The organism is Bacillus sp. FSL R5-0512 (genome assembly GCF_038593295.1).
In the GTDB taxonomy this organism is placed as follows: domain Bacteria; phylum Bacillota; class Bacilli; order Bacillales; family Bacillaceae; genus Bacillus; species Bacillus safensis.
The window spans coordinates 2,061,709-2,083,917 of the sequence record NZ_CP151982.1 but is presented as its reverse complement, the minus strand read 5'-3'; the positions used below and the strand labels follow the sequence as shown (position 1 = coordinate 2,083,917).

At 40.6% G+C, this 22,209-nt stretch carries 23 protein-coding genes and 1 riboswitch; of the genes, 21 read left to right on the top strand and 2 right to left on the bottom strand.

Annotated elements, in window-relative coordinates; translation table 11 throughout:
- Window positions 1-65 precede the first annotated feature (65 nt).
- The 5 genes from NSQ25_RS10570 (at window position 66) to NSQ25_RS10550 (ending at window position 5,148) form a co-directional block, all read left to right on the top strand.
- The gene (locus NSQ25_RS10570) at window positions 66-788 is read left to right on the top strand and encodes a response regulator transcription factor (protein ID WP_003215596.1); all 723 of its coding nucleotides are present in this window, start codon (window positions 66-68) and stop codon (window positions 786-788) included.
- A complete protein-coding gene (locus tag NSQ25_RS10565; RefSeq protein WP_034280386.1) occupies window positions 785-2,566 on the top strand; it encodes an ATP-binding protein in 1,782 nt (593 codons plus the stop codon). Before NSQ25_RS10570 ends, NSQ25_RS10565 begins: the two co-directional genes overlap by 4 nt.
- 203 nt (window positions 2,567-2,769) lie before the next feature.
- Window positions 2,770-3,378 (top strand): RNA polymerase sigma factor SigX, encoded by a 609-nt coding sequence (sigX, locus tag NSQ25_RS10560; protein WP_024422837.1) that lies wholly within the window; start codon window positions 2,770-2,772, stop codon window positions 3,376-3,378.
- The gene (locus NSQ25_RS10555) at window positions 3,290-4,396 is read left to right on the top strand and encodes a sigma X negative regulator (RefSeq protein ID WP_065214673.1); all 1,107 of its coding nucleotides are present in this window, start codon (window positions 3,290-3,292) and stop codon (window positions 4,394-4,396) included. The genes sigX and NSQ25_RS10555 overlap by 89 nt, the downstream gene beginning before the upstream one ends.
- 104 nt (window positions 4,397-4,500) lie before the next feature.
- Entirely contained in the window at window positions 4,501-5,148 is a 648-nt protein-coding gene (locus NSQ25_RS10550) for a peptidoglycan DD-metalloendopeptidase family protein (RefSeq protein WP_326136253.1), read from the top strand.
- Window positions 5,149-5,182: 34 nt separating this feature from the next.
- Here the strand turns inward: NSQ25_RS10550 and serA are convergent, their stop codons facing one another.
- Window positions 5,183-6,757 (bottom strand): phosphoglycerate dehydrogenase, encoded by a 1,575-nt coding sequence (serA, locus tag NSQ25_RS10545; RefSeq protein WP_046311646.1) that lies wholly within the window; start codon window positions 6,755-6,757, stop codon window positions 5,183-5,185.
- Between the two features lie 286 nt (window positions 6,758-7,043).
- Window positions 7,044-7,174, top strand: a riboswitch (FMN riboswitch).
- 144 nt (window positions 7,175-7,318) lie between these two features.
- Here serA and NSQ25_RS10540 point away from each other — a divergent pair.
- Window positions 7,319-7,900: an ECF transporter S component gene (locus tag NSQ25_RS10540; protein WP_034280389.1), complete on the top strand. Its 582-nt coding sequence runs from the start codon at window positions 7,319-7,321 to the stop codon at window positions 7,898-7,900.
- A 34-nt stretch (window positions 7,901-7,934) separates the two neighbouring features.
- Here NSQ25_RS10540 and NSQ25_RS10535 read toward each other — a convergent pair whose 3' ends face one another.
- On the bottom strand, window positions 7,935-8,183 hold the full coding sequence (locus tag NSQ25_RS10535) for a ferredoxin (protein ID WP_008361239.1): 249 nt from the start codon (window positions 8,181-8,183) through the stop codon (window positions 7,935-7,937).
- 267 nt (window positions 8,184-8,450) lie between these two features.
- On the opposite strand from NSQ25_RS10535, the gene NSQ25_RS10530 reads away from it, so the two are divergent.
- The 15 genes from NSQ25_RS10530 (at window position 8,451) to cmk (ending at window position 22,047) form a co-directional block, all read left to right on the top strand.
- On the top strand, window positions 8,451-9,503 hold the full coding sequence (locus NSQ25_RS10530) for a helix-turn-helix domain-containing protein (protein ID WP_326136254.1): 1,053 nt from the start codon (window positions 8,451-8,453) through the stop codon (window positions 9,501-9,503).
- Window positions 9,496-11,004: an ATP-dependent DNA helicase RecQ gene (locus tag NSQ25_RS10525; protein WP_326136255.1), complete on the top strand. Its 1,509-nt coding sequence runs from the start codon at window positions 9,496-9,498 to the stop codon at window positions 11,002-11,004. The genes NSQ25_RS10530 and NSQ25_RS10525 overlap by 8 nt, the downstream gene beginning before the upstream one ends.
- Entirely contained in the window at window positions 11,001-11,642 is a 642-nt protein-coding gene (locus tag NSQ25_RS10520; protein WP_326136256.1) for a CPBP family intramembrane glutamic endopeptidase, read from the top strand. The genes NSQ25_RS10525 and NSQ25_RS10520 overlap by 4 nt, the downstream gene beginning before the upstream one ends.
- Window positions 11,587-12,372, top strand: a complete 786-nt coding sequence (locus NSQ25_RS10515) for a LysM peptidoglycan-binding domain-containing protein (protein ID WP_061109299.1) — start codon at window positions 11,587-11,589, stop codon at window positions 12,370-12,372. Before NSQ25_RS10520 ends, NSQ25_RS10515 begins: the two co-directional genes overlap by 56 nt.
- A gap of 64 nt (window positions 12,373-12,436) precedes the next feature.
- On the top strand, window positions 12,437-12,892 hold the full coding sequence (locus NSQ25_RS10510; protein WP_046311636.1) for a DUF2663 family protein: 456 nt from the start codon (window positions 12,437-12,439) through the stop codon (window positions 12,890-12,892).
- An 87-nt stretch (window positions 12,893-12,979) separates the two neighbouring features.
- Window positions 12,980-13,768 (top strand): metallophosphoesterase, encoded by a 789-nt coding sequence (locus NSQ25_RS10505; protein ID WP_046311634.1) that lies wholly within the window; start codon window positions 12,980-12,982, stop codon window positions 13,766-13,768.
- Between the two features lie 165 nt (window positions 13,769-13,933).
- On the top strand, window positions 13,934-14,512 hold the full coding sequence (locus NSQ25_RS10500; protein WP_024428080.1) for a genetic competence negative regulator: 579 nt from the start codon (window positions 13,934-13,936) through the stop codon (window positions 14,510-14,512).
- A gap of 196 nt (window positions 14,513-14,708) precedes the next feature.
- Window positions 14,709-15,983, top strand: a complete 1,275-nt coding sequence (locus NSQ25_RS10495) for a Glu/Leu/Phe/Val dehydrogenase (protein ID WP_007500982.1) — start codon at window positions 14,709-14,711, stop codon at window positions 15,981-15,983.
- 124 nt (window positions 15,984-16,107) lie between these two features.
- Window positions 16,108-17,079: a YpdA family putative bacillithiol disulfide reductase gene (locus NSQ25_RS10490; protein ID WP_034280402.1), complete on the top strand. Its 972-nt coding sequence runs from the start codon at window positions 16,108-16,110 to the stop codon at window positions 17,077-17,079.
- Window positions 17,080-17,234: 155 nt separating this feature from the next.
- The gene (gene prsW, locus NSQ25_RS10485; protein WP_024422824.1) at window positions 17,235-17,891 is read left to right on the top strand and encodes a glutamic-type intramembrane protease PrsW; all 657 of its coding nucleotides are present in this window, start codon (window positions 17,235-17,237) and stop codon (window positions 17,889-17,891) included.
- Between the two features lie 133 nt (window positions 17,892-18,024).
- Window positions 18,025-18,936 (top strand): spore cortex-lytic enzyme, encoded by a 912-nt coding sequence (gene sleB / locus NSQ25_RS10480; protein WP_034280405.1) that lies wholly within the window; start codon window positions 18,025-18,027, stop codon window positions 18,934-18,936.
- Window positions 18,937-18,952: 16 nt separating this feature from the next.
- Window positions 18,953-20,302, top strand: coding sequence for a germination protein YpeB (gene ypeB, locus NSQ25_RS10475; RefSeq protein WP_046311625.1), 1,350 nt, complete (start codon window positions 18,953-18,955; stop codon window positions 20,300-20,302).
- A 102-nt stretch (window positions 20,303-20,404) separates the two neighbouring features.
- Window positions 20,405-21,052, top strand: coding sequence for a flagellar brake domain-containing protein (locus NSQ25_RS10470; RefSeq protein WP_081124544.1), 648 nt, complete (start codon window positions 20,405-20,407; stop codon window positions 21,050-21,052).
- 63 nt (window positions 21,053-21,115) lie between these two features.
- Entirely contained in the window at window positions 21,116-21,298 is a 183-nt protein-coding gene (locus tag NSQ25_RS10465) for a DUF5359 family protein (RefSeq protein WP_024422820.1), read from the top strand.
- 71 nt (window positions 21,299-21,369) lie between these two features.
- Window positions 21,370-22,047: a (d)CMP kinase gene (gene cmk / locus NSQ25_RS10460; RefSeq protein ID WP_024428083.1), complete on the top strand. Its 678-nt coding sequence runs from the start codon at window positions 21,370-21,372 to the stop codon at window positions 22,045-22,047.
- Window positions 22,048-22,209: the final 162 nt, after the last annotated feature.

Below are 22,209 nucleotides of genomic sequence, written 5' to 3'. Positions count from 1 at the left end.
TTATGATTCAATTCGGCTTTTTGTTAAAATGAATGTAACAACGGAGAAAGCAGGAGGACTGTCTAATGGAACACACAACTCAAACGAAAATATTAGTCGTAGATGATGAGGCAAGAATTCGCCGCCTTTTAAAAATGTATTTAGAACGTGAAAATTATGAAATCGATGAAGCGGAAAATGGAGATGAGGCGATTCAAAAAGGGCTTCAAACCGATTACGACCTCATTTTGCTCGATTTAATGATGCCTGGTACAGATGGAATCGAAGTGTGTAATCAAATTCGAGACAAAAAAGCGACTCCAATCATTATGCTGACGGCAAAAGGAGAAGAAGCCAACCGCGTTCAAGGATTTGAGGCAGGAACGGATGACTACATCGTCAAACCTTTCAGCCCGCGTGAAGTGGTTTTACGTGTAAAGGCATTGCTCAGAAGATCGTCTCAAACGTCTTATTTGAATACTGGGACAACAACAAAGGATGTTCTTGTGTTTTCTCATCTTTCTATTGACCATGATGCACATAGAGTGACGGCTGATGGCAAAGAAGTCAGCCTCACGCCGAAGGAATATGAGCTTTTATATTTCCTTGCAAAAACACCAGATAAGGTCTATGACAGAGAAAAGCTGCTAAAAGAAGTATGGCAATATGAATTCTTTGGAGACTTACGAACAGTTGATACTCATGTCAAACGACTTCGTGAAAAACTGAATAAAGTGTCACCAGAAGCAGCGAAAAAAATCGTAACTGTATGGGGTGTCGGGTACAAATTTGAGGTCGGCGCTGAATGAAACTGTGGAAAAGTGTTGTAGGAAAGCTATGGTTAACCATTCTTTTCCTCGTCTTGATCGTTTTATCTATTTTAACTGTGCTTCTTTTAGAGTTCATTGAGAATTATCATGTAGAAGAAGCAAAATCTGATTTAACACAAATGGCAAACAAAGTAGCGGTCATTTTAGAAAGCCATGAGGATCAATCACTTGCGAGGTCGATTACATCAGAACTCGCTGACAAATTGACGAGTATTGCGATCATCCAAGAGGACGGGCTAGAGTGGTATTCGTCTGAAAAAGACGGGAAGCTTCCTGCGATTACAAAGAAACAAATTGAAGCGGACAACGATTTAAATCAAGCACTGAAAGATCGTAAAAAAATCAGTAAACGTGCAGAACCTGATGCAGGCAATCGAAAAGATGAACGGATTGTAGTCGGTGTTCCATATGAGGCGAACGGAAAAAAAGGCATGGTCTTTCTTTCTCAATCACTCCTCGCTGTAGAACAAACAACGAAACATACGACACGCTACATCTTTTTAGCCGCCGGAATTGCGATTGTACTGACCACTATATTCGCTTTCTTCTTGTCAACACGTGTCACCTATCCTCTCAGAAAGATGAGAGAGGGTGCACAAGATTTGGCGAAAGGGAAATTTGATACAAAGATTCCTATTTTAACGCAAGATGAGATTGGAGAACTGGCGATCGCCTTTAATCAAATGGGGAAGCAGCTTAAATTCCATATCACAGCCTTAAATCAAGAAAAAGAACATTTATCTAATATTTTAAGCAGTATGGCTGATGGCGTCATCACCATCAATATTGATGGAACGATTTTGATGACAAATCCTCCTGCAGAACGATTTTTGCAGGCATGGTATTACGAGCAAAATATGAAGATCAAGGATGGAGATGAACTGCCGCCAGAAGCGCGCGAGCTATTTCATACAGCTGTCAGCACAGAAAAAGAGCAAATGATCGAAGTTACGCTGCAAGGGCGTACCTGGGTTCTTCTTATGTCTCCGCTGTATAATCAGCAGGATGTCAGGGGAGCAGTTGCAGTCCTTCGTGATATGACGGAGGAACGAAGACTTGATAAACTGAGAAAAGACTTCATTGCCAATGTCAGTCATGAACTTCGTACACCAATTGCCATGCTGCAAGGGTACAGTGAGGCAATTGTAGATGATATTGCGGGATCAGAAGAGGAAAAGAAAGAGATTGCGCAAATTATCTATGATGAATCACTTCGAATGGGACGTCTTGTGAATGACCTTCTAGATCTAGCGAGAATGGAAGCAGGTCATATTACACTGAATCTTGAATCAACAGATACGGAAGAGCTGACAGAGAAGATCTACCGTAAGTTTCTCGGGATTGCGAAAGAAAAACAAATCGACCTTACGTATGATATTCAAGTGGATGAACCGCACTTTGTATTCGATCCAGATAAGATTGAGCAAGTGTTTACGAATCTCATTGATAATGCTATTCGTCATACACCAGAGGGCGGCGAGGTTCACTTCTCGGTTCAATCGGTGGAAAACGGACTGAAAATGGATGTAAAAGATTCGGGGAGCGGAATTCCGGAAGAGGATCTGCCCTTTATTTTCGAACGCTTTTATAAAGCCGATAAAGCAAGGACGAGAGGGCGTTCTGGTACTGGACTTGGCCTTGCGATTGTGAAGAACATCATCGAGGCGCATCAAGGCTCTATACATGCTCACAGCAAAGCGGGGGCAGGTACACACTTCACATTCTATATTCCGAGAAAAAAGCAGGAACTCGTCTAATCCTGACGAAGAATCTTGTTACATGAGAAACACTTCTTTTCGTAAAGAAAATGAAGTGTTTTTTCTATTTTAAAATTTTTAAGGAGAAGTTAAACAAAAAGCCCTTTCCAAACTGTCGAACTTGTAATATATTTGTCATAAAGTTGTAATGTAACGTTTTATAAGAGTCACTCGACAAAAATAAGTGAACGGAGGGGTTTCCTATGCATGAAACCTTTCAAAAAATATATGATTCGTACCATCAAGATTTGTACCAGTTTTTATTTTATATGGTTAAAGATAAAAATCAGGCAGAGGATCTCGTACAGGAGGTTTACATTCGGGTACTTCACTCATATAAAACTTTTGAAGGAAGAAGCAGCGAGAAAACATGGCTGTTTTCAATTGCAAGGCATGTGGCGATTGACTGGTTTCGCAAGCAGCAAACCATAAGACAACGGGTACTCGGCACGTTTGATTGGGATAAGCAGGATGTAAAAGACCCAGACTTGCTCCCAGACGAACTGGCTGTACAGGATGAAAATACTAAAGAAATTTATGCCGCGCTTGATCACTGCACGATTGATCAAAGAGCTGTCATCATTTTAAGGTTTATCCAGGGCTACTCAATCATGGAGACGGCAAAGGCGCTAAAGTTCTCGGAAAGCAAAGTCAAAACAACGCAGCACCGAGGCCTGAAAGTGCTCCGAAAACATATGGAGCTTTTGAAGGAGGAGCTAGTGAATGAAAACGAACAGGTCCGATTGGAGCGAAGAACGAATCAAGGTGTTACTAAGTCAGCTTCCAAAGGTGGAGGACAACCGTTCATCTAAGCAGATATACCAGCAGGTGCTGATGGCAAGCGGGAAGAAAAAGAAAAGTGTCAAATGGATCGGTCCAGCGGTGGCAACCGTTGTGGTTTTATTTATGGCGTTTTTAATTTCTCCTCATTTATTTCAGCCGGCTGCTCAAGAACAGCATAAACAGATGAAAATGGACTCAAGTGCTGACAAAGGACAGGCAAATGCCACATTAGAGCCGGTCAAACAGGCAAATGGTACCACACACGTTGTTTCTCATGAAGACAAGCAAAAGTATATGACGGTTGCATACATAGATGAATCAACATCTCAAGTGGTTCCCATTAGTATTGAAAAAGAGAATGAACATGACCATTTGCAGGAAATGATGAACACATATGAACAGGTGCAGCTGCCTGAAATGACAAAGCCACTTCAATCTTATCTTGAGATGGTGGACCTTCGTGAAAATGGGAATACACTTGTTTTTCAGTTAAAAAATGATTTGTCCCTTGATACGATAAAGGAAGCCAATCGATTTAAAGATATGGTAAAAGAAACGCTCAAATGGAGCAGGTATAAACAGGTGGAGGTCAGGTCAGTTAAAGGTTCTCATCTTCAATTAGGGACTAGCAGCTTTGGCACGATATCAATTGATAAACAAACGAAGAAAGCTTATTACGTGTTAGAAAATAAGAGCGGGACTTTTTTGGTGCCCTCCAAAACACATTATTCTTCTTATGAAGAAGCTGTAGAGGCCATGAAACGCACGAGTGATTCTGGACTTGAACCATTAATTAAAGAAGAACCCATTAAAGAAGTGACATCAAAAGGTAAGCATGTAACCATCACGTTTGGAGCATCAGCACAATTATCGGACTCAATTGATCATACTCTACTCATTGAAGGTCTGCTGCTCACAGCGAAAGATTTTGGTTTTACAGATGTCACCATTCAATATGCAGGAACAGATCAAGTAGGACCATATGAATTAAATGAACCAATAGAGGTACCGGCTCTGCCGAATCCAGTTGTCATAAAAGATCGTTAAAGGACGCAAGCATTTCATTGCGTTCTTTTTTGATGTATAGAAAAGGGTCTTCTTGCTGTATACTAAGCTGTCATGAAAAGAACCTCAAAAAAGGGGAGTCACTGATGAAAAGGTATTGCTTCATAGGTGCCAGCTGTTTTTTGCTCTTGATCTTAGCGCCATTTGCTCATGCGCAGAAGACAAACGAATGGGTGGAACCAGTGAAAGGAGAAGTCACTGACTTGTTTGGGACAAGGGGCGGCTCGCATAAGGGATTAGATATAGCTGCGCCAGAAGGAGAATCCATTTTTGCTGCAAGTGAAGGTGTGGTCACGCGTTCGTATGTATCGGCTACATATGGAGAAGTTATATTTATTCAGCATCCAAATGGATACGAAACCGTCTATGCTCATTTACACGAGCGTTTTGTGAAAAAGGGTGACCATGTACAAGCGGGACAGCCGATTGGCATAATTGGCAACACAGGAGCCTCCAGAGGCACTCATTTGCATTTTGAAGTACATCGTGGCAATTGGTCAGTCAGCAAAAAGGATGCGGTAGATCCGCTCAAAATGATTGCTGTGGAACGTTTCCAAGAGCCGGCTCTTCATGTAAATGGACATGAAAAAAATACATATGTCATTAAACAAGGGGATACCCTTTGGTCGATAGCAAAGGCGAATGAAATGACTGTGGAACAGTTGAAAAAGATCAATGAGCTGACGACTCATCTCATTCGAACAGGAGACCGTTTAATGGTTTCAACTAAATAAACCTCATGCTTTTGCATGAGGTTTATCACTGTTTTTATAGATCAATCAGGCGGACAGAAAGAATATCCTGCACTTCAGTTAATTTTTTCACAATTTCGTCCTCTAGATGCTTGTCGAAAGAAAGCATCATAATGGCTTCGCCGCCTTTTTCTTTACGTCCCACCTGCATTGTGGCGATGTTGACATCATGGTCGCCTAAAATCTGTCCAACCTTTCCAATCACACCAGGTGCATCTGTATGCTGGATATAGACAAGGTGTCCATCTGGATAAAAATCAATATTAAAACCATTAATAGAAACAACGCGCTCCCCTAGATGCGGGATGTAAGTCGCTTTTAGAGTAAAGGTTGAAAGATCACCTTTGACTTCAATGGAAATACTGTTTTCGTAACCAGATTCGCTGGAAGAAATTTTTTCACTAAAGCTAATGCCTCGTTCTTTTGCGACCATTCCAGCATTTACTTCATTCACAGTCGAATCAACACGCTCTTTTAAAAAGCCTGACAGAAGACTCTTTGTGATAAAGGATGTTTCGAGTTTTGAAATAGAGCCTTCATAAGAAATGCCTACTTCTTTTACAGGTTCTCTCATTGATTGAGAGACAAGACGTCCAAGTTTTCCTGCAAATTGATGATAAGGCTGAATCTTTTTGAACTCGTCTTTTGTCATCGCTGGTAGATTAATAGATGACATGACAGGAAGACCTTTTGCAAATTGAAGGACTTCTTCAGATACTTGCGCCGCTACATTTAATTGTGCTTCTTTTGTAGAGGCACCAAGATGCGGAGTTGCAATGACATGTGGATGATCCACAAGCGGATTATCAGTTGGCGGTTCTACCTCGAATACATCGAGTGCAGCTCCTGCGACATGGCCGCTTTCAAGTGCCTCAAGAAGGTCAGCCTCGTCAATAATGCCGCCGCGCGCACAGTTTACAAGGCGAACACCTTTTTTCGTTTTTGCAATCGTTTCTTTATTGAGAAGTCCTCTTGTTTCTTTTGTTAATGGCGTATGTACAGTAATAATATCTGATACTTCGAGTACTTCATCAAGTGATTTCGCATTGACGCCAATTTTTTCTGCACGTTCCTTTGTGAGAAATGGGTCAAACACGTTGATTGTCATGCCAAATGCTCTTGCACGCTGCGCGATTTCACTTCCGATTCTGCCTAAGCCGACAATCCCAAGAGATTTTCCGTAAAGCTCAGCACCAACATATGCACCTCTGTTCCATTCTTTTGATTTGACAGAAATGTTGGCTTGCGGAATATGACGCATAAGTGATGAAATCATAGCGAACGTATGCTCAGCTGTCGAGATCGTATTACCGTTTGGTGCATTGATCACAATGACGCCGTGTTTGGTCGCTTCATCAATGTCAATATTGTCTACTCCCACACCGGCACGGCCGACAATTTTTAATGAAGTCATTTTTTCATAAAGCTCTTTCGTTACTTTCGTGGCACTTCTGACAAGTAAGGCATCAAACGTGTGTAATTCATCTTCTGCTTCTGCTACATTTTTTTGGACAATTTCAACAAAATCTGATTCTAAAAGTGGTAGAAGACCATCATTGCTCATCTTATCTGAGACTAATACTCGAAACATCGTAAGATTTCCTCCTAAAATAAACGTCATAAATATCTGATAATTTACCATATTCCTTTTCACTGTGTCAATCAAATTAAAGCAGTAAAGTGAAAAAGAAAACACGAACATTTCTTTGTGTCTTTATAAAGAATGAACACCTTTAAACAAAAGATAACCAATTTTTGCGCATTTGTCATTATAATTTTTGTGTTTTTTACGATTTCTTAAAACTGATGAATTTGCTCAGATTTTTATCTGTACAAATGCTCATATATCATATATAATGATGTCGAATTGAATAATGATCAATCTTCGGGGCAGGGTGTAATTCCCTACCGGCGGTGATGAGCATAGTCTCTAAGCCCGCGAGCCTTTTTGGCAGGATTCGGTGTGATTCCGAAGCCGACAGTATAGTCTGGATGGGAGAAGATGGAGGTTCATAAACGTTGAAAACATTGATGTTCACACGTTTATTTGTCTAGCCCAATTTCCCCGCTCCTGTTTTCAAGGGCGGTTTTTTTGTGGCTAAAATGGAACAATCCTCTTTTCGAAAGATTTGATCGAAAAGGAGAGAGAATATTGAATCAAAGTAAAGTAAAGCGTTTAGTTGTTACCAGTATGCTCAGCAGTATTTCGTTTGTGTTAATTTTATTGGATTTTCCTTTCCCGGGTCTTCCAGCGTATTTGAAAATTGATTTTAGTGATATCCCGGCAATTATTGCGATTTTAATTTATGGACCGGGTGCAGGGATTGCTGTTGAGGCATTAAAAAATGTACTGCATTACCTCATTCAAGGCAGTATGTCCGGCGTTCCAGTTGGGCAAGTTGCGAACTTCATTGCAGGCACACTATTTATCTTGCCAGTCGCCTTTATGTTTAAAAAAATCAAATCAGCAAAAGGGATGGCATGGTCTATGATCACGGGTACATTGCTTATGACTGTGATGATGAGTATTTTAAATTACTTCTTATTCCTGCCAGCTTACACATGGTTCTTAAACGCGCCAGAACTATCCGATCATGCGCTCAAGACGACCATTACAGCAGGGATCTTACCATTTAACTTTATTAAAGGCATCATCATTACCATCGTGTTTAGTCTCATTTTTGTGAAAATGCGTCCATGGTTTGAAAATAAACGACGACTTCAAAATAGTTAATATAAAAAAAGCCCCTGCATAAGGGGCTTTTATACTATTCATGCTTAAGCGGGTCACCATCGAAAGATTCGTCCGCAACTTTGATTGAATCTGTTGGACATCCTTCAAATGCATCAAGCATATCTTCTTCAAGCACTTCTGGAACTTCTACAGTCCCTTGGTTGTCATCAAGCGTAACAAATGCAATGCCTTCATCATCATAATCATAAATGTCTGGAGCAGCTGCACCGCATGCGCCGCAAGCAATACATGTGTCTTTGTCTACAATTGTATATTTTGCCATGTTAAAAAAATACCTCCCAGATTGTTCGATGGAACAAATGGTCTAACCTTTTTAGTTTCACCGATAAAAAACAATTTCCTCAAACCTTATTGTAATGATTTTAATTTCACATTTCAACTGTAAAGTGATTGAGAATGCTTATCACATAAGGGTTTGTTCATAACTTTCCCCCACAAATTGAGTTTAAACATTTCTTCTTCTATGAAATCTGTTAAAATAAAGGGAGAAAATATTCGAATTTTGTCAGGAAGACAGGTGCTTTGGCGAATGACTCTTCATTACTTGGATGTCATGTTAATGGACAGCGTACATAAATTGAACGGCGAACGCTCCATAAGTGCTGTCTACCATCTTTTTAAAGGAAAGAAATCATCACAAACCATACAGGATGCCAGTTTGTTTCAGCTTTCAAAGTACTTCGGCTGTTACCCGGGGGTTACGAGGGATCAGCTGAATCGCTCTGCTATAAAGCTTGACGAAAAGCACTACATCGTAAAAACAGGGGAGACATTCACTGTTACAAATGCAGGACAGCGTATGCTAAACCAGTATTTTTCAGAAAAACCGATGCCCGCTTATTTTCACGGTGCCAAATATCATGATAAAGCAAAGGTGCTATGGATGAGACTCTCTTTACTTGTACAAGTGCTGTCCCACCATCTGGCTGGATCGCATCAATATGTTCCAATACAAAGAGATGTATCTGTACAAAGCTGGACGAAATCCTTCTTAAAACAGCATCACGAGAAGAATAAGCTTTCGGAAGAGCTGCATCATGAACTAGACAAGCTCCTTTCCCGTATAAGTGATCAAGAGGCGCTGATTTTTGTTTACTCATTGACGTCAAATGAAAGAATTGGGCGTACGTATCAGCAAATGGCAGAGTGGCTAAAAGAAGATGTGTGGTATGTGTACCTGCTTTTTTGGAATGTCCTCCATTATTTTATTCATGCTGCCCAAAAAGGTGAAGCGCAGGTCATGCAGCAGCTCGTAGGTGACCTTGAATTCAAACGCGTGCTAACAACCTCTACTCATAAAACGCTCGAGCTTGTGCAAAAAGGCTATGATATTGATCAGATTGCTCACATTCGTTCATTAAAAAAGGCAACGATCGAAGACCATATTGTCGAGCTGTCCATACATGAACCGAGCTTCTCAATAGAGCCGTATGTGAGCGAAGAAGAGCAGCAGGCCATTCATGCAGTAGCCAGGGAGCTTCAAACAAATAAAATGAAGCTGATTAAAGAAAAACTCGAACATCCATTTACTTATTTTCAAATAAGATTGGCTCTGACAAGGATGGTGAAAGCAAATGGATAAGCTTCATCAGACGCTCATGCGATATTTTGGTTACGACTCATTTAAAGCAGGTCAAGAGGACATTATTCAAAGTGTACTGAATCAGAAAGATACGGTTGCCATGCTGCCTACTGGCGGAGGGAAGTCCATCTGCTATCAAATTCCCGGCTATATGACTGAAGGATTAGTTCTCATTATTTCGCCGCTGTTATCGCTTATGGAGGACCAAGTCGAACGAATGAAAATGCGCGGAGAAAAACGAGTGGCGGCACTGAACAGCACATTATCTTTTCAGGAGAGACGGCATATTATTCGGCATTTGCCATCATATAAATTTTTATTCGTCGCGCCTGAGGCATTAATGTCAGAGGTGCTGCTAGAACAGCTCAAATCGATGCATATTGGTCTGTTCGTCGTCGATGAAGCCCATTGTATATCGGAATGGGGGCATGATTTCCGTCCGGAATATTCCAAGCTGGGAGAATGGAGAGAAGCATTAGGTCATCCTGTTGCCTTAGCACTGACGGCAACTGCAACAAAACAAACGCTAAAAGATACCGTGCAAACGTTAAGATTGCAGCATCCAGACTTTCATTTCCATTCTGTCAACCGGCCAAACATCGCATTAGTCAAAGAAGCGCACGAAACGAAAGAAGCAAAAGAGAAACGGGCCATTGAGCTTGTGGAATTCCTGCAAGGCCCTGGCCTGATTTATTGCCCGACCCGGCAAATGACAGAAGATATGGCGCTTATAATGAAACAAAAAACCCATCAGCGTGTAGAGTATTACCATGGAGGAATGGATGCAGGAGACCGCATGCTTATTCAGCAGCAATTTATCAGCGGACAGCTTGACCTCATTTGTTGTACAAGTGCTTTTGGAATGGGAATTGACAAAGCAGATATACGATTTGTTATTCATATGAGCCCGCCGCAGTCTATTGAAGCATTTATGCAGGAAATTGGAAGAGCAGGACGGGACGGGAAAAATAGTGTGAGCATTCTTTTATATACAGAAGAGGACGCGGATATTCAACAGCATTTAATACAAGCAGAGGGCTTTGATGATCCAGAAATTGATTTTTTCTTAGCCAGGCTGACACAAATGCAGACAAATGATGAAAAGAAACTACGTGAACAATTGATGGAATTAGGACTTCAGGAGACACGTGCAAGAATGCTGATCCATTATTACAGGATGTATCAATCTGACGAGCCTCGTGTGCTCCTGATGAAACTGAAAGAGAAATTGCAGGACAGACAAACTGAAAAACTGAGAAAAGTGTGGCAATTTAAGGAGCGGATCACAGATCATAGCTGCTTTAGACAATCTCTGTTATCATACTTTTACGAACAGCTTGATCAAACGGAGAGCGCATCCTCTGGCAGCTGCTGCTCTTCTTGCGGACTTGACCTGTCTGATTATGAAAAAAAAGATCAACCATTGGAGCTGAATGAAATGAAACACTGGAAGACCGTGCTGGACCGTATGTTTCATCTGACAAAAGAGGCGCAGCATTGATTGAACAACATCGCCGAATCATCGAAAAATTAACCGATCGACAAGTTGTAGAACAGCTGTATTTCACGCAGCTGCTGATGCTGATCATTTCTTTTTTACTAGGTATATTTATGTTCGATCATTGGACAGATTTCACATTCCTTTGGGAGATCCAAGATGCGCGGATACTGACTTATGGAATTGGCGGCGCTGTGCTTGTGATCATTGTGGATGCGATTGTCATGAAGGTGTTTCCTGTTCATATGTATGATGATGGCGGATTAAATGAAAAAATGTTCAAAAATCGCAGCATCCCGCATATCGTTTGGTTAACACTGCTCATTGCCTTTTCAGAGGAGATTCTATTCCGAGGGATCGTTCAGCAACAATTTGGATTGGAGATTGCCAGTATTGTGTTTGCGCTCCTTCACTTTCGCTACTTATCAAAAATACTCTTGTTTATCCTTGTGGTTTCAATTAGTATTTTTTTAGGACTTTTATACGAGTGGACTGGGAATTTATTTGTTCCTGTCATGACCCATTTTGTCATTGACTTAGTCTTTGCTTGTCAAATTCGTTTGAAATATAGGGGGAGGGATGAACATGGAAGAAATGTCGAGAATGAAGAGAAAGAAGGAGCAGCTGACAAACATCCATGACGATGATGCAGAGAAAATTTTTGAAGAAGAAGTGCAGCCTTCAGATGACTCTCACTTTCCTACACGAGAAGATTTTCATGAATATAAAAAGCAGCGCACGAAAAAGGTGCGTAATCCATTGTTTACAACACTTGCTATTATCTTTCCTATTATCGTCGTCACAGTGTTCTTCCTTTTGATCTACTACACATCAAAGGAAATCAACCATAATAATAATCAAGATGTATATAATATTGATTCTACATCAAGTGCTGACACAGACCCAGTCCCGTCAGCTCTTGTCGAAACGAAAAATGACTCAAGCGTTGATAAAGCGGATGCGTCTGATGATGAGAAGCAAAAGAAAGAGAAAGAAAAACAGCGGTCGAAAGAAAAAGCTGAACAGCAGAAAAAAGAAAAAGCTGCTAAAGAGAAAGAAGAGCGTGAACAAGCAGCGAAAGAAAAAGAACGCGCGAGAGCCGAAGCTGCCAAAAAGCGTGAACAGCAGCAGCTAGCCTTGCAAAAGCAACAGGAAGAGAAAAAACGAAAAGAGGCCGAAGAGAAAAAGAAGCAGGAAGAAAAACCAGTTCGTGTCGTGCAGCACACCGTTGGTCCAGAGGAAAACCTGTATCGAATTTCAATGAAGTATTACAAAAACCGTTCGGGTGAAGAGAAAATTAGAGCCTATAATCATTTGAAAGGTAACAGCGTGTATAGTGGTCAAGTGCTGAATATTCCACTAGAAAACTAATCACCTGACATGAATGAAGAAGCACGCACATACATATGTAGAAAAAAGGGACAGGGTGTATGTGATGACATTGCACGCAATCAGCCGATATATGGATCAGCCGACACAGAAAATGATGGAAACATTGATCAAAAGAAAGCAAAAATATGAGGGCTTTGCCAAGCAGTGCAAAAGATGGCAATGGACAGCCCTTCTATCGCTGGCCATTCTTTTGTTTTATTTTGTGATCACGGCAAATGCGGGAGGCGGCTCGCTTCAGCCGGAAGCCATGATTGCCACACTGCTTGGTCATGAAGTTTTTCTGTTTTGGATCATGGCTGAAGTCTTTGCTTTTTACGCCTCTTATTACTATAAGAAAAAAGAAGAAAAGGCTGAGGATGAATATCATCGGCTTCGATGTGAAATTATACAAAAAAGCACAGATTTATGGCCGCAATCAAATCAGTGGAAAGAGCGCGAGACGGTTTTTCACTATATGCAGAAGCAATACGACATTAATCTCTATTATGAAAGTAAATAAATGAGAAAAAAAGACGTTTAACAGTTGAAACGTCTTTTTTCATTCAAGCGTCTTATGAAAGAAAGATATGTAAGGGAGCCATTTGTGATGAAATATGCCATCGGATTTACTGCCGCCATTGCGGCTGTTACAACAGGTGTGTGTGTAACGGCAAAAATGGTGAAAACGGCAAAACAAAACAACATCAAAAAGCATTACTTTACAATAGAAGCACTTCAATCAGACCGGCCTGCTGTCATTTTCTTTATTTCTGATACACACAGACGTCTCATCAGTGACACTTTATTAGCAGAAATCAGACAGGAAGAGCCAGATGTGATTATGATTGGCGGAGATTTAGCAGAAAAAGGTGTACCCTATGCAAGGATTGAAGAAAATGTGAAACGTTTATCAAGAATTGCGCCGGTTTATTTTGTCTGGGGAAATAATGATCATGAGCTGGACCAGCAAAGGTTTAAAGAAATTCTTCATGCATACGATGTCACGACTTTGCAAAATGAAACGGCTGTATGGAATTTCGAAGGGCAGCGAATCAAAATTGGAGGAATTGATGATATTCGGCTTGAAAAAGCAGATTATGAAGCGATACGGCCTGAGTTTGTGAAAGATGATGTCAATATTCTCTTATCACACAATCCAGATGTACATCATTTGATGAGTGAAGAAGAAGGAATCGATCTTGTCCTGAGCGGTCATACGCATGGGGGACAGATCCGAATTGGGAAATTTGGACCGTATGAAAAAGGAAGAACAGGCCAGGTCAAAGGTGCGTTCTTTCTCATTAGTAATGGCTACGGAACAACAAAAATTCCCTTGCGTCTCGGAGCAGAACCAGAAACCCATCTGATCTATTTAATGCCTCTAAAAACGCGTTAACTTGCGGCACCCTCAATATTTTCCATAAAAGTCACCGTAAGCGTAGCTTCGTGCTTGTCTTCCGTCTTGACACAGTGTAAACTGAATACAAAATTAAGAACCTATGACTCATCATCTCATATACTACAGTATGATGTGTGTTTAGAAGAGGCAGGAGGGAACGTTATGCGACTGGAGCGTCTGAATTATAATAAAATCAAAATTTTTCTCACACTAGATGACCTGACAGACCGAGGTCTTACGAAAGAAGACCTTTGGAAAGATTCGTTCAAAGTCCATCAGCTGTTTAAAGACATGATGAACGAAGCGAATCAGGAGCTCGGTTTTGAAGCGAATGGACCGATTGCTGTTGAAGTATTTTCTCTTCAGGCGCAGGGGATGGTCGTCATTGTCACAAAGAGTCAGCAGGAAGATGCTGATGATGAGTTTGATGAAGATTACATTGAGATGCAAGTCAAGCTCGACGAGAGTAAGCATGTGCTCTATCAATTTGCCTCGTTTGAAGATGTGATTCAACTGTCCCATAGTTTAAGTCGTATTGGACTTTTAGGGGGTACAGTTTACCATTATGAAGGTCAATATTACCTCAGCCTGGATGATGTTGGAGAATTATCTGCTGATACAGTCATTTCGATTTTAGCAGAGTTTGGTTCACCTACGACACTCACCATTCACCGGCTAAAAGAATATGGAAAAGTGATCATGCAAGAAGATGCTGTGAAAACGATTCAAATGTATTTTTAATCACTTTTTTCTATTATATTTAATACTGTTGTGATGAAACAACAGTATTTTTTTATATCCTTTTTTATATTTATAAACGCTGATATTTTATTTTGATAAAAAACGCTTTTTACCTTTGCTTTACCAGTACGAAGGTGTATACTATTGCTTGAAAGGGAGCAGTAGATCATGAAAGATTTCTAGGGGGTTTATTTTAATGGCAGCCGATCAAAACGCCGCTCATAACGCAGAAGATAAGCTAGATGTTTTAAAGTCAACTCAAACCGTCATACATAAAGCGCTAGACAAATTAGGGTATCCGCAGGAAGTGTATGAATTGCTGAAGGAGCCAATTCGTCTATTAACGGTCAAAATTCCAGTACGTATGGATGATGGATCGGTGAAAATTTTCACTGGTTACCGCGCACAGCACAATGATGCTGTCGGTCCAACAAAAGGCGGAATCCGTTTCCACCCGAACGTTACGGAAAAAGAAGTAAAAGCGCTTTCAATTTGGATGAGTTTAAAATGTGGAATTGTGGATCTTCCTTATGGCGGAGGAAAAGGCGGTATTATCTGTGATCCAAGAGAAATGTCATTCAGAGAGCTTGAAAAACTAAGCCGCGGCTATGTTCGCGCCATCAGTCAAATCGTTGGACCAACAAAAGATGTTCCAGCACCAGACGTGTTTACGAACTCTCAAATTATGGCATGGATGATGGATGAATATTCTAGAATTGATGAATTTAACTCGCCAGGATTTATTACAGGAAAACCAATTGTTCTTGGAGGATCACACGGACGTGATACTGCAACAGCAAAAGGTGTGACGATCTGCATCAAAGAAGCGGCGAAGAAAAAAGGAATTGACATTAACGGGGCTCGTGTTGTCGTACAGGGATTCGGAAATGCAGGAAGCTACTTAGCTAAATTCATGTATGATGCTGGAGCAAAAATCGTAGGAATTTCAGATGCGTACGGCGGATTATACGATGAAGATGGTCTAGACATTGACTACTTGCTTGACCGACGTGACAGCTTTGGAACCGTCACTAAACTATTTAACGATACAATTACAAACCAAGAGCTGCTTGAGCTGGATTGTGATATCTTAGTACCTGCAGCCATTGAAAACCAAATCACAGAAGATAATGCGGCAAACATTAAAGCCAAAATTGTCGTAGAAGCAGCAAATGGCCCAACGACACTGGAAGGAACCAAAATTCTTTCAGATCGTGGTGTACTGCTTGTTCCAGACGTACTTGCGAGTGCGGGTGGTGTAACTGTTTCTTACTTTGAATGGGTTCAGAATAACCAAGGGTTCTACTGGACAGAAGAAGAAGTTGAAACTCGTTTAGAAGATATGATGGTGAAATCATTTAATAATATTTATGAAATGGCGCAAAACCGCCGAATTGATATGCGTCTTGCTGCATATATGGTCGGTGTACGTAAAATGGCTGAAGCTTCTCGATTCAGAGGCTGGATTTAAGCGGCTGATTTGCATCGCGCCTTAAAATCTCCTATCCTTAAATAGGAGATTTTTTTATGGAATGGAACAAAGAATCAAACAGCCCAGCAATTGTTATTGCAGTGAAATGACAGGAGTGGAACAAATGAAACAAGAAAAAGCGATCATAATAGGAGGCGGCCCATGCGGGTTATCAGCTGCCATTGCATTCAAGCAAATTGGGATTGATGCACTTGTGATTGAAAAGGGGAATGTCGTGAACAGTATTTATCATTACCCAACACATCAAACCTTTTTTAGTACAAGTGAAAAGCTTGAAATCGGTGATGTTGCTTTTATTACTGAAAACCGTAAGCCCGTTCGTATTCAGGCGCTTTCCTATTACCGAGAGGTCGTCAGACGAAAAAAACTGCGTGTGCATGCTTTTGAAAAAGTAAACGCCGTGACGAAACAAGATGGCCGTTTTACGGTGAATACATCAAAAGACGACTATGCATGTGATTACGTCGTCATTGCGACTGGCTACTATGATCATCCAAACTATATGAACGTCAAAGGAGAAGACCTTCCCCACGTATATCACTATTTTAAAGAAGGACATCCATATTTTGATAAAGATGTGACGGTGATCGGCGGGAAGAACTCCAGTGTTGATGCTGCGTTAGAACTTGTGAAATGCGGAAGCAGAGTCACTGTGCTGTATAGAGGAACCGAATATTCATCCAGCATCAAGCCTTGGATTTTACCAGAGTTTGAAGCGCTTGTCCGTAATGGAACGATTCGAATGGAGTTTGGTGCGCAGGTGAAAGAAATCACAGAAGAAGATGTGATCTTCACAAACCAGCAAAATCAAACGGATCGAGTGAAAAGTGACTATGTATTTGCCATGACTGGCTATCACCCAGATCATTCTTTCTTAGAAAAAATGGGTGTCACGATTGACCAAGAATCAGGCCGTCCAGCATTTGATGAAGAGACGATGGAAACGAATGTTGAAGGCATTTTCATTGCAGGAGTCATTGCAGCTGGAAATAATGCCAATGAAATTTTTATCGAAAATGGAAGATTTCATGGCGGACTCATTGCAGAAGAAATCAAAAAAAGAATTAACGGATAAAAAAAGAACTGAATCCTTCAAAGGGGTTCGGTTCTTTTTTTTATAAATTGGGATTATATAGAAAGGTATTTTTAGAAAAATGGGCCCGAGTCATATAAAAAAAGGGTAAATCATGGTACGATAATGAAGGATAATGTAGGGAAAGAGGTCTGGTTATGATCGCAATCATCTCAGCAGGTTTAGCTCCCGGCATCGCACTTTTAAGTTATTTTTATTTGAAAGATCAGTACGACAATGAGCCGGTTCACATGGTCATCAGATCTTTTATGCTAGGTGTCATACTTGTGTTTCCAACCATGTTTATTCAATATGTCCTTCAAGAGGAAAATATTGCAACAAATCCTATCTTGATTTCATTTGTGACGTCGGGCTTTTTAGAGGAATCATTAAAATGGTTTATTTTAATGGTCAGCGTTTATGCACATGCCCAGTTTGACGAACACTATGACGGAATTGTGTATGGAACGAGTGTCTCACTTGGTTTTGCAACACTTGAAAATATCCTTTACTTAGTCGGCCACGGGGTCGAATATGCGTTTACCCGTGCTTTATTACCTGTATCAAGTCACGCATTATTTGGTGTTGTGATGGGATTTTATATCGGAAAAGCCCGCTTCTCTGATAAAAAAGAGCAGCGCAAATGGCTGATCCTTTCTTTAACGCTCCCTGTGCTGTTTCACGGCCTGTATGATTTCATTCTATTAGGGATGAAAAACTGGGGATATATCATGGTGCCGTTCATGATTTTTTTATGGTGGTTTGGTTTAAGGAAAGCAAAAAAAGCCCGTGCGGTAAAAATGGTGCAAATTTAATTTGGAAAACGTCCTATTTGTTTATAGGGCGTTTTTTTGTCTTTTCCATCCAATTCTCTCCTGTGTTGAATGTATAAAAATAGGGATCGGAAGAAACATATATTCAAACATCAAAAGTACAGGAGGATCAAATATGGATAAAGCTCGTTTCATGAAACAAATTGTTCTTATCTTCTCAATCGTTCTTCTTGCGTCTTCACTTTTGACAGCCAGTAAAAGTGAAGCATTCACCGGCCAAGTCATCCAGCGCGGGGCAACAGGAGAAGATGTAGTCGAGCTGCAAGCGCGGCTCCAATACAATGGGTTTTACAATGGCAAAATCGATGGCGTCTATGGCTGGGGGACGTACTGGGCCGTTCGCAACTTTCAAAACCAATTTGGCATGAAGAAGGTCGATGGACTTGTAGGTGAGAAAACAAAAAACTTATTAGTTCAAAAGACGAAATACTACAAAGAGTTTGTTCAAAAACAGCTGCAGCAAGGGAACCAGTTTACCCATTATGGCGGAAAGCCTCTTGATCAGCAAACAAAGGCTCCTGCGCAAAAAAGCTCGCAAAAAAAGACAGCCCAAGGTACAAAAGAAAATCAAAAAAGTCAAAGTGGATCATCTGGGAAGTCCGGCAATCAGTCAGGCAGTCAGCAGGGAAATCAAACACCAAAACAAACAGCAGCCAACATGCCTGGTGGTTTTTCTAGTAATGACATTCAGCTCTTGTCGCAAGCTGTTTACAGTGAAGCAAGAGGTGAGCCGTATGAAGGACAGGTGGCCATCGCGTCCGTTATCTTAAACCGCTTGAACAATCCGACCTTTCCAAATACGATCGCAGGAGTCATTTTTGAACCGCTTGCGTTTACTGCTGTAGCAGATGGGCAATTTTATATGACGCCAGATGAAACGGCAAAAAAAGCTGTATTTGATGCAATCAATGGCTGGGATCCATCTGAGAGCGCCATCTATTACTTTAATCCTGATACAGCAACAAGTCCATGGATTTGGGGAAGACCACAAATTAAACGAATCGGGAAACATATATTCTGCGAATAAAAAGGGGTGTAAATAAATGATCAGAGGAATATTGATTGCTATTTTAGGAATTGCTGTCATCTCAACAGGTTACTGGGGCTATAAAGAACATCAAGAAAAAGACGCCGTCCTGCTTCATGCTGAGAACAACTACCAAAGAGCCTTCCACGATTTAACGTATCAGGTGGATCAGCTGCATGACAAACTGGGCGCAACACTTGCGATGAACAGCCAAACATCCATCTCACCAGCACTTGCAGATGTATGGAGAATGTCATCAGAAGCGCATAACAATGTCAGCCAGCTCCCGCTTACATTGATGCCTTTTAATAAAACGGAAGAATTTCTGGCGAATGTCGGAGACTTTAGCTACAAATCATCAGTCAAATCTTTATCAGATGAACCATTAAATAAAGATACACACAAAACCATTACAGCTCTATATAATCAAGCGTCAGATATCCAAAACGAACTTAGACAAGTGCAGCACCTCGTACTTAATAAAAACTTAAAATGGATGGATGTTGAAATGGCGCTCGCTGACGGCGATCGAAAGAACGACAACACCATCATTGACGGGCTGAAAACAGTCGAGAGAAATGCAGATGCATTTGCAGATGTCGATCTTGGGCCTACAAATGTGTCCACAGAAAAAGAAACACAAGGATACAATCATTTAAAAGGCGATAAGATTTCAAAAAAAGAAGCGATCCGCATTGCACAGCAATTCACACCTGACCATAATCAACATTTTAAAGTGAGAAAAAGCGGCAGCAAAACCAATCGCGACGTGTACAGCTTATCGATGTCTGATCCAGACAGCCATGCAAACTTTTATTTAGACTTAACTGAAAAAGGAGGACACCCAGTTTACCTTCTTCAGAATCGTGACGTGAAAAAACAGAAAATCAGTTTAAATGATGCATCAGAAAAAGCACTCAGCTTTTTAAAGAAGCAAGGGTTTGATACAGAATCGTTCCATTTAGATGAAAGTGCACAATTTGATAATATCGGTGTATTTACCTATGTTCCTCTTCAGAAAAATGTTCTGCTTTATCCAGATAGCATACGCATGAAAGTCGCATTGGACGATGGTGAGGTTGTTGGGTTTTCAGCGAAGGATTATTTAACGAATCATAAAACACGTGACATTAAATCACCTAAAATCTCGCAAAAAGAAGCGAAGAAAACATTAAATCAGCATGTAAAGATCGAAGATACTCATTTAGCGATTGTGCAAAATGATATGTCAGAGGAAGTTCTGTGCTATGAGTTCCTCGGAACGATAAAAAACGATACGTATCGCATGTTCATTAATGCAGATACTGGAAAAGAAGAACGAGTAGATAAACTAAAAAACGCAGAACCTATATATAAAGACCTATAGAAAAGGAAACAAGGAAAAGGCTAATAAGTCTTTTCCTTTTGTTTTAGACATGGTTTAATATAGGAGAGGATACGATTTCACAGATGAAAAGAGTGATGAGGAATGTTACAAATAGGGGATGCAATCACAATTGAATATGTCAATGAGAACAAAGAAGTGAAAACAGCAAAATCGAAGGTTTTGGAAAATAATAACGATGATATTTGCATTAATTATCCAGCTGATAAAGAAACGGGACGCACCATCTACTTAAACCAGCAAACAGAAATCACCGTCTTCTTTTTTGACGAAGACCAAATTCCATACAAATGTACAAGCGAAGTCATCGGAAAGAGAAAAGAAGATATCCCGATGATTGTTATTTCCATTCCGCCAAAAGAAAAAATGATTCGGCTTCAGCGAAGAGAATATCTGAGAGTGGATACGATGGTCAAAGCCACCATTATGCAAACGGATGAAGAGGCCTTTGAAACGTTTATTGTGAATATGAGTGCTGGCGGCGTAGCAATTTCTGTTCCTGAGGGCGTGTCATTGAAAGAATATGGAGAAGTGGTCACAGAGTTTGAACTTCCCCTAAAAGAGCCCGTGAAAATAAAAGCGGTTGCAGAGATGAATCGAGTATATCAAGATGAACAGTCTGGCAAAACAAGAGCGATCATGGAGTTTTCAGAGATCACAAATGATCACCAGCAGCACATCATGAAATACTGCTTCCAGCAGCAGCTTTTAACACGTGTGAAAAAAGCATAAGAATAAAGGGTGTAAAAAGCTTCCATACTAGAGAGGGAAGAATCTAGCGTGGAGGCTTTTTGTATGAAGACAATGGAAAGATGGTTATTGAAAGTGGTGCTCATTCAGCTTGTTTTATTGCTAACTGTTCAGATTACACTTCATTTGACGAAAGGAGAGCTTTTTTTGTCAAAAGTCGTGCAGTATGAGGGTGTGAATAACATGAGTATTGAAGAATGGATTGAAACGTTTAAGCAGAAGGATTGATAGAAAATTCCCCCGTTTGAGCGGTGATCGTGTTACAATTTATAAGGGAGATTCAATCAAGGAGAGGTATTATGAAAAAGAAATTATCTATAGCAATTGACGGTCCTGCAGCAGCAGGCAAAAGCACTGTGGCAAAAATTGTCGCAGCCAAAAAATCATATATTTATATTGATACAGGTGCTATGTACCGCGCGATTACACTTGCGGCACTCAATCAAGGTGTAGACCTTGAAGACGAACAGGCACTTGATTCATTACTGAAAAAAACGGTCATTGAACTAGTAACAACAGACGAGGGTCAAAAAGTCCATCTAAACAATACGGATGTCACAGAGGATATTCGCACAGACCGCGTAAGCAACCAGGTATCGGTTGTTGCAAAGCACAGAGCTGTTCGGGAAGAAATGGTCCGCAGGCAGCAAGAGCTTGGCAAACGAGGCGGCGTCGTTATGGACGGAAGAGACATAGGTACTCATGTACTTCCAGATGCTGAAGTGAAAATTTTCTTGCTTGCATCAGTAGAAGAAAGAGCAAAACGCCGCTTTGAAGAGAATCAGAAAAAAGGCTACGATGTCAATTACGATCAGTTGATCGAAGAGATTGCAAGACGCGATAAGCTTGATTCTGAGCGCGAAGTTTCACCTTTGAAGAAAGCGGATGACGCCATTGAAATTGACACCACTTCCCTTTCTATTCAAGAGGTGGCAGGGAAAATTTTAGATGCAGCAGACCGCGTGGAGAAACAGTAAGAAATTTTAGAAAACTTTTATAAGTTAGAGGTTTATCTCTTGACAAACAAGATCTTTTATTAGAAGTTTATACTAATACTATTTTTATTGATCATTCAAGCAATTATATTGATTTGAATGTTTCTATAATACATATTCGGCTGGCAATCATCATGCTTAAGA

Coding starts and splice junctions, on each gene's coding strand:
- NSQ25_RS10515 (WP_061109299.1), top strand. CDS start 11,587: ATGGAAGAAATGTCGAGAATGAAGAGAAAGAAGGAGCAGCTGACAAAC.
- NSQ25_RS10550 (WP_326136253.1), top strand. CDS start 4,501: ATGAAAAGGTATTGCTTCATAGGTGCCAGCTGTTTTTTGCTCTTGATC.
- NSQ25_RS10565 (WP_034280386.1), top strand. CDS start 785: ATGAAACTGTGGAAAAGTGTTGTAGGAAAGCTATGGTTAACCATTCTT.
- NSQ25_RS10570 (WP_003215596.1), top strand. CDS start 66: ATGGAACACACAACTCAAACGAAAATATTAGTCGTAGATGATGAGGCA.
- NSQ25_RS10500 (WP_024428080.1), top strand. CDS start 13,934: ATGCGACTGGAGCGTCTGAATTATAATAAAATCAAAATTTTTCTCACA.
- NSQ25_RS10530 (WP_326136254.1), top strand. CDS start 8,451: ATGACTCTTCATTACTTGGATGTCATGTTAATGGACAGCGTACATAAA.
- ypeB (WP_046311625.1), top strand. CDS start 18,953: ATGATCAGAGGAATATTGATTGCTATTTTAGGAATTGCTGTCATCTCA.
- NSQ25_RS10510 (WP_046311636.1), top strand. CDS start 12,437: ATGACATTGCACGCAATCAGCCGATATATGGATCAGCCGACACAGAAA.
- NSQ25_RS10505 (WP_046311634.1), top strand. CDS start 12,980: ATGAAATATGCCATCGGATTTACTGCCGCCATTGCGGCTGTTACAACA.
- prsW (WP_024422824.1), top strand. CDS start 17,235: ATGATCGCAATCATCTCAGCAGGTTTAGCTCCCGGCATCGCACTTTTA.
- serA (WP_046311646.1), bottom strand. CDS start 6,757: ATGTTTCGAGTATTAGTCTCAGATAAGATGAGCAATGATGGTCTTCTA.
- cmk (WP_024428083.1), top strand. CDS start 21,370: ATGAAAAAGAAATTATCTATAGCAATTGACGGTCCTGCAGCAGCAGGC.
- NSQ25_RS10465 (WP_024422820.1), top strand. CDS start 21,116: ATGAAGACAATGGAAAGATGGTTATTGAAAGTGGTGCTCATTCAGCTT.
- NSQ25_RS10555 (WP_065214673.1), top strand. CDS start 3,290: ATGAAAACGAACAGGTCCGATTGGAGCGAAGAACGAATCAAGGTGTTA.
- sigX (WP_024422837.1), top strand. CDS start 2,770: ATGCATGAAACCTTTCAAAAAATATATGATTCGTACCATCAAGATTTG.
- NSQ25_RS10490 (WP_034280402.1), top strand. CDS start 16,108: ATGAAACAAGAAAAAGCGATCATAATAGGAGGCGGCCCATGCGGGTTA.
- sleB (WP_034280405.1), top strand. CDS start 18,025: ATGGATAAAGCTCGTTTCATGAAACAAATTGTTCTTATCTTCTCAATC.
- NSQ25_RS10525 (WP_326136255.1), top strand. CDS start 9,496: ATGGATAAGCTTCATCAGACGCTCATGCGATATTTTGGTTACGACTCA.
- NSQ25_RS10535 (WP_008361239.1), bottom strand. CDS start 8,183: ATGGCAAAATATACAATTGTAGACAAAGACACATGTATTGCTTGCGGC.
- NSQ25_RS10470 (WP_081124544.1), top strand. CDS start 20,405: ATGTTACAAATAGGGGATGCAATCACAATTGAATATGTCAATGAGAAC.
- NSQ25_RS10495 (WP_007500982.1), top strand. CDS start 14,709: ATGGCAGCCGATCAAAACGCCGCTCATAACGCAGAAGATAAGCTAGAT.